Source organism: Frankia sp. Cppng1_Ct_nod, from assembly GCF_920656135.1.
In the GTDB taxonomy this organism is placed as follows: Bacteria; Actinomycetota; Actinomycetes; order Frankiales; family Frankiaceae; genus Protofrankia; species Protofrankia meridionalis.
In genome coordinates this window covers 1-6,992 of sequence record NZ_CAKKTK010000128.1, presented here as the reverse complement: position 1 = coordinate 6,992, position 6,992 = coordinate 1, and the positions used below count along the sequence as shown (strand labels likewise).

At 68.6% G+C, this 6,992-nt stretch carries 6 protein-coding genes and 1 pseudogene; all 7 read right to left on the bottom strand.

The features are described 5' to 3' along the window. Positions 1-465 precede the first annotated feature (465 nt). Complete coding sequence (locus NBW77_RS21505) at positions 466-1,902, bottom strand: NAD(P)/FAD-dependent oxidoreductase (protein WP_250280237.1); 1,437 nt, start codon at positions 1,900-1,902, stop codon at positions 466-468. A 177-nt stretch (positions 1,903-2,079) separates the two neighbouring features. Beyond that, complete coding sequence (locus NBW77_RS21500) at positions 2,080-3,024, bottom strand: uracil-DNA glycosylase (protein ID WP_131745339.1); 945 nt, start codon at positions 3,022-3,024, stop codon at positions 2,080-2,082. A gap of 125 nt (positions 3,025-3,149) precedes the next feature. Continuing rightward, positions 3,150-4,151 carry a Ppx/GppA phosphatase family protein gene (locus NBW77_RS21495; RefSeq protein WP_131745395.1) on the bottom strand — a complete coding sequence of 334 codons (1,002 nt, stop codon included), beginning with the start codon at positions 4,149-4,151 and terminating at the stop codon, positions 3,150-3,152. Positions 4,152-4,165: 14 nt separating this feature from the next. Beyond that, the gene (locus NBW77_RS21490) at positions 4,166-4,747 is read right to left on the bottom strand and encodes a DUF501 domain-containing protein (protein ID WP_131745338.1); all 582 of its coding nucleotides are present in this window, start codon (positions 4,745-4,747) and stop codon (positions 4,166-4,168) included. Further along, a complete protein-coding gene (locus tag NBW77_RS21485; protein ID WP_349817062.1) occupies positions 4,744-5,199 on the bottom strand; it encodes a septum formation initiator family protein in 456 nt (151 codons plus the stop codon). The genes NBW77_RS21490 and NBW77_RS21485 overlap by 4 nt, the downstream gene beginning before the upstream one ends. Before the next feature lie 6 nt (positions 5,200-5,205). Beyond that, on the bottom strand, positions 5,206-6,492 hold the full coding sequence (gene eno, locus NBW77_RS21480; RefSeq protein ID WP_131745337.1) for a phosphopyruvate hydratase: 1,287 nt from the start codon (positions 6,490-6,492) through the stop codon (positions 5,206-5,208). A gap of 257 nt (positions 6,493-6,749) precedes the next feature. Beyond that, positions 6,750-6,992 (bottom strand): annotated as a pseudogene (locus tag NBW77_RS21475) (signal peptide peptidase SppA); the annotation flags it as partial.

Sequence of the window (6,992 nt, the reverse complement as noted above, 5' to 3'; positions counted from 1 at the left end):
CATCGGAGATGTTTCTACCACGCTACGTAGGATTTGTGAAAGAGACAACATGGGGAAAGTGTACGGAGTGACCGCTCCATCCCGTCCGGCAACTCATCGTGACAGTCGCACCCAATCAACTCACGTGCTGTAGGCAATACATCACAACATGGTCCAAGGTGCCCCAATCGACGGCACGGGACGGAGTCCGCCGGGAACCCGCCTCCGTGGGAGGCGGACCTTGTCGGGAGACATCCCGATCTGCCCCTCGCGGTACCTGCGCCCCCAGCTCCCACCGGCGGGCACCGTGTCCGAGCACCGGCCGGGCCTCAGCCCCGGATGCCCCGGGTGGTCTCAGCCCCGGGCCAGGATCGTGATCACGTCGAGCGCGCTCCGCTCATGGAAATGCCCGCCGTAGTCACCCACGGCGGGCATTTGGTGCTAATCGGGTATGACTCGCCTTCCAAGGCGCGCCCCTCAGATCAGTCACGCCACCGATGATTCCCCGGATGACTTGGCCGGCCCCACGGTCCTTGCAGGTGCGGGCAGCTTCCGGCCGGCCGCGCCGGAACCGTTTGTCTCACCGTGCACGGCCGGCTTCGCGGAAACCGCCGAGGTCGGGCCTGAGGGCGCCGGCGACGCCGTCCGGGCTGACGGGGCTGGGGCTGACGGGCTCGCGGCCTCCCGGAAACTCGCCCGCGGGTCGGCAAAAGCCCCCAGCGAGACAATCTCCCGTCGGAAGAACAGTGACAGCGTCCAGTCCGCGAGCACCCGTGCCTTGCGGTTGAAGGTCGGTACCCGGCTGAGGTGGTACGTACGGTGCATCAACCATGCGGGCCAGCCACGCAGCTTCATCCCGTACACGTCGGCCACGCCCTTGTGGAGCCCGAGCGAGGCGACGCTGCCGGCGTACTTGTGCTCGTACGGTGCGATCGGCAGGCCACGGAGATCCGCAAGAATGTTGTCCGCGAGCACCCGGGCCTGGCGGACCGCGTGCTGCGCGGAGGGGCTGGTCGTGGCGCCCTCACCCTTCGTGAGGTCCGGAACCGCGGCGCAGTCACCCGCCGTCCATGCCTGCTCGACACCGTCGACCTGGAGGAAGGCCGTCGCCTTGATACGGCCCCGCTCGTCAAGCGGAAGGTCGGTGTTGGCAAGAAGCGGGTGCGCCTTGACCCCGGCGGTCCAGACAATGGTCTCGGCGTCGAACTCCTCGCCGCTGTCGAGAACAACATGACCATCGACGAGACTCTGCACCCGGGTGTTTATTTTCATTTCAATACCGCGGTGTTCGAGCTGCTTCAGCGTGTACAGGCCCATCGCCGGCGAAACTTCGGGAAGTACCCGCCCGCTCGCCTCGACCATTACCCAGCGCATGTCCGACGGCGAGAGCTCGGGATAGAAACTACAGGCGTCGCGCGCCATATCCTCAAGCTCGGCAATGGCCTCGATACCAGCGAACCCGCCGCCGATGAACACAAAGGTGAGCGCTCGACGCCGCAGCTGGGGATCATTGCTGGACGCCGCGGCGTCCATTCGTTCGATGACCTTGTTTCGAATATAGATCGCCTCGGCCACGCTCTTGAAACCGATGCCCAGCTCGGCCAGACCCGGGATCGGCAGGGTCCGCGCGACCGACCCGGGGCATCCGACGAGGACGTCATAGCGCAGTTCGTACGGCGTGCCCTGATTCGGCGTAATATACGCCCGTCGCTCGGCGTGATTGATGCCGGTCACGCTGCCGCTGACCACCCTGCAGCCATTCAGCACTCTACGTAGCGGTACGACGACATGACGCGGTTCAAGGTTACCCGCCGCAGCCTCTGGCAGAAACGGCTGATATGTCATGTACGAGTTGGGTTCGACCACCGTCACAGTCGCCTCGCCGTGACGAAGTCGACGCTGTAGACGCAAAGCCGTGTACATACCGACGTAACCGCCACCCACAACAAGGATGTGCGGAGGTTGTCCAAAGCTCATACAAAAAAGGTACCCGCCGGCACGCCACTATGCCTCCGGATACACGATCAGCAAGCCATGTGTTTGCGTGACATGCAACACGCAGAGATCAACATGGCCACGCATGCATCGATCGTGGTTCAGCTATTTCTCACCATCCACACCACCGACACCATCCACACCACCGACACCGGCCACACCAGCCGCGTCACCAAGGACGGCGTCGAGCATCTGCGTCGTAACCCGCCCGGTGAACGTGTTCTGCTGACTCGGGTGGTAGCAGCCGAGGACAACCAACCCCGCCCCATGTTCGGCGACTCTTCCCTTCACTGATCCAATTTCAAACCCTGACACTGCCGCCCCGGCGGGCACCGCGACATCGCCGAGGACAACCCGGCGGGCGTGGCCGAATGCCGGGCGCGGCGACGGCACCGGGTAACCCGCCCGTGCCAGCGCCGGCCACAGCGCCGTCCAGGCGAACCCACCGAGCACCACAACCGCCCGCAGCGTTGGTCGCAGCAGTTCAAGGTCCCGGACGAGCCATGCCCGGCAGGCGTCGCGTTCAGTCGTGGTCGGCTTGTTCGCCGGTGGGGCGCAACGGACCGCGGCCACGACACGCGTGGCGACAAGACGCTGGCCATCACCGGCTGACACTGAGGTCGGAAGCTCCGCCAGCCCGACCCGGTACAGGGACGCAAACAGCCAGTCACCGCTGCGGTCGCCGGTGAAGATTCGCCCGGTGCGGTTGCCTCCGTGCGCGGCGGGCGCCAGCCCGACGATCAGAACCCGCGCGTCAGCCGGGCCGAACGACGGAACCGGCCGGCCCCAGTAGCGCTCACCGGCAAAGGCTGCCCGGCGCAGCCCCGCGACCTGCTCGCGCCAGTCGACCAGGCGCGGACAGGCCCGGCACACCGACATCCGCGCGTCCAGCTCGGCCGCGTCGCATGCGGTGACAGCCAACCGCTCAACATCGCTGACCGTCCCGGCCACCGCGGTCCCGGCCGATGCGGGATCACCCGGCCACCCCGAGCCGGGCACGACCGGCCGCCGGTCCTCGACCTGGTCGAAACACCCAGCATGCTCATCCATGACCAGAAAGACTAGACGTACCCTGGGGCCTCCGAGCGGGCGAGGAACCATGATCGCCCACTCTTTGGCTAGACGTCCCCTGGGGCCTCCGAGTGGGCGAAGAACCATGATCGCCCACTCTTTGGCTAGGGCAACAGGGAGAAGGCGATGCCGTCCAGGATGTCGTGTTCGCTTGCGACCACCGCTGCCACACCCACCCGCTCGACCAGCGTCCGCAGCACCAACGCACCCGCGACGATCACGTCGACCCGGCCCGGATGCATCACCGGGAGCGCGGCCCGCTGCGCATGCGACATCGCAGCCAGTCGATCAGCCACCGCGGCGATGTCCGACGCGGCCGTCACCGACAGATGAATGCGGTCCGGGTCATAACCAGGCAGGTCCGCGGCGAGAGCCGCCACCGTCGTGACCGTCCCGGCAACCCCGACCAGTGTCGCGGCCGAGCGGATGGGCACGGTCTGCTCGGCCAGGTCGAACGCGGCGTGCGCGTCCGCGACCACCGCCGCGAGCTGCCCGGCCGTGGGCGGGTCGTCGTGCAGGTGTCGCTCAGCCAGTCGCACGCAGCCGACATTCACCGACCTGGCAGCGTGCACCTTCTCCGCATCCCCCAGAACCAGCTCGGTCGACCCGCCGCCGATGTCGGCCACGAGAAACGGCTCCGAGTGGCCGCGCAGCTCGCGGGTGGCGCCCGCGTACGACAGCGCGGCCTCGTCCGCACCAGTGATCACTTCCGGATCGACGCCGAGGATCGCGCGGACCCCGTCCACCAGCGCGTCACGGTTACGGGCATCCCGGGTCGCGCTGGTCGCCACCATCCGGACCTTGGATGCACCAAACCGGTCGATCTCCGCAGCGTAGTCACGCAGCGCCGTGAACGTCCGTTCCAGCGCTTCGGGAGCCAGTTCACCGGTCCGGTCCACCCCGGCTCCCAGTCGGACGATCTCCATACGGCGGGTCAGATCACGCAGACGCGGGGCGCCCTGCCCACTTCCGGAGCGCCGGCCAACGGAACTCCCGTCTCGTGAACTCCCGGCGGGGGCGCGCCCGGCATCCGCCTCACTGGCCTCCTCGGCGACGAGCAGCCGGATCGAGTTGGTGCCGCAGTCAATGGCGGCCACGCGGGTCACGGGGGTCACGGGGGTCACGGGGGTCCAGCCTCCTGTCCATCGGACTCGACCGGTACGCACGGGCCACGGGCGCCCCAGTCGGGGATGAGGTCCAGTGCCTCGTCACCGAACGGGTTCACCCCTCGACCCGCGGCCAGGCTGTGCGCGACCAGCACGTGCAGGCATTTCACCCTGCTCGGCATGCCACCGGCGCTCGGCACGCCGGGCATCGGCTCGAGGGCATCCCGGCGGGCCAGGTAGTCCTGGTGCGCCGCCTCGTAACGCCGGGAAAGATCCCCGTCACGGTCACGATCAACGGCAAGCCGCTCGGTCATCTCCCGCATCAACCCGGACGCCTCCAGACGCCCGATCGCCGACGCCGCCCGCGGACAGGTCAGGTAGAACAACGTCGGGAACGGCGTCCCGTCGTCCAACCTCGGCCAGGTCTCCACCACATCGGGCAGGCCGCAGGAACAGCGGTGGGCGACCCGGTGCATCGCCCGCGGCTCCCGGCCGAGCTGGCGGGCGACCACCGCCGCCGCCTTCGGATCACCACCGGCCGGGCCGTTCGGGCCGTCCGGGCCGCCGACAGCCCCACGGGCAGGACGTCCGGTCATCGCGCGGAGACCGAAGGGGCCGGCGCCGCGGTCGCCTGGCCGTCCCCGGTCCGACCAGCACTTGTTCCCGTGCCACCGGTGGCCTGGCCCGTGCCCACCGCGCCGGACCAGAGCCGGGAGAACCAGGGTGCCTCGGTGGAGGCGACACCTCGGCCCGGCGCCGGTGACGTTGCCGGCGCCGCCGGCACCAGGTAGATCTTCTCCCCCGGCTGGGTGAAGTGCAGCCGGACCCGTGCCTCGTCCCGAGCCCACTCGGGATCGTCGTAACCTGCCACCTTGGTCTTCAGCGCCTCCACCCGTTTACGTTGCTCGGCGTTCTTCGCCGCCAGTTCGTCGATCTGACCCTGCTGCTGGACGTAGAGGCGCAGCGGGTAGGCGAGGGTCAGCACGAGCACGCAGATCACCACCACCAGCAGAGTCATACGGGTGGTCAACGTGGTGCGGCGCGCCACCGGAGATCACCCGGCCGTCGGCGACCATCGGGGAAAGGCCTCGGCCCCGCCGTAGCGGGCTGCGTCGTCAAGCTCCTCCTCGATACGCAGCAGCTGGTTGTACTTGGCGACCCGCTCGCTGCGCGCCGGGGCACCGGTCTTGATCTGGCCGGCGTCGACGGCGACCGCCAGATCGGCGATGGTCGTGTCCTCGGTCTCACCGGACCGGTGCGAGATCATGCACCGGTAGCCGCTGCGGTGCGCGAGCGACACCGCGTCCAGCGTCTCGGTCAGCGTCCCGATCTGGTTGACCTTGACGAGCAGGGCGTTACCCGCCTTGTCGGCAATGCCCTGGGCGAGACGCTGCGGGTTGGTGACGAACAGGTCGTCACCGACGAGCTGCACGTCCTCACCGAGCCGTGCGGTGAGCTGCACCCAGCCGGCCCAGTCGTCCTCGGCAAGCGGGTCCTCGATCGAGACGATCGGGTAGGCGGCCACCAGCTCCGCGTAATAGTCGCTCAGGTACTCGGCGTTACGCGAGGCACCTTCGAACCGGTAGGAGCCGTCGGAGAAGAACTCGGTCGAGGCGACGTCAAGGGCGAGTGCGATGTCCTCCCCGGGCCGGAACCCCGCCTTGCCGATGGCCTCCACCAGCAGGTCAAGGGCGGCACGGTTCGCGGGCAGATTCGGGGCGAAGCCACCCTCGTCACCGACCGCGGTGGCCAGCCCCTGGGTCTTCAGGACACTCTTGAGCGCCTGGTAGGTCTCCGCACCCCAGCGCAGCGCCTCGGCAAAAGTCGACGCCCCGATCGGGGCAATCATGAACTCCTGGATGTCGACGTTGGTGTCGGCGTGCGCGCCACCGTTGATGACGTTCATCATCGGCACCGGCAGCAGATGCGCGCCGGGCCCACCCAGGTAGCGGAACAACGGCAGGTCGGACGCCTTGGCCGCGGCCTTCGCGACCGCCAGGCTTACCCCGAGGATCGCGTTCGCGCCCAGGGCGGACTTGTCCGGCGTCCCGTCCAGGTCCAGCAGGGTCAGGTCAAGAATCCGCTGCTCGGTGGCTTCAAACCCGACGATCTCCGGGCCGATGCGGTCGATGACGCCGGTCACCGCCCGCGCCACCCCCTTACCGCCGTAGCGGTCATCACCGTCGCGCAGCTCGACAGCCTCGAAGGCGCCGGTGCTCGCGCCACTCGGAACGGCGGCACGGCCGAGGGTGCCGTCCTCCAGGACGACCTCTACCTCGACGGTGGGGTTGCCCCGCGAATCAAGGATCTCGCGGGCTCCTACGGCCTCGATGGACGGCACGGGTCTCGACCTCCGGGGTGGCGCATCCGACGGGATTCAAACAGGTTTCATGGCAGGACGGACAGACGGCGAACGCACATCGGCGCCGCCGACAAACACGGCCCGGCCGAGACTATCGTCAGCGCACCCCCGGCCACACGCGTTCGGCACGCCACGCCGAACCGACACAGAGCCGGTCAGGCCCACGAGGTCCGTGGGCTGGTGCCACACCAAGGCGATCTAGAGGAGACATGCCCGCCGGACCGCGCCGAAGGTCGTCAGATGATCCGACCGATCGGCGGCATCACGAGCGGGCCTCCCACGGGCAGCCCGGCCCATGCCGCGGGCCGGGCCAACAGCCCCCAGCCGGCGGCGAACGCCTCGCTCGCGGCGCCGAGGTTCGCGGCTCCAAGGCCCACTGTTCCCAGTGACGCTCTGGCGGCCCGGGGCAGGCCCATCCCGATGGTCGCGGCGGCTGCCGGGTCCTCACTCGACCGGGGCGGACGCAGCCTGTCGACCAG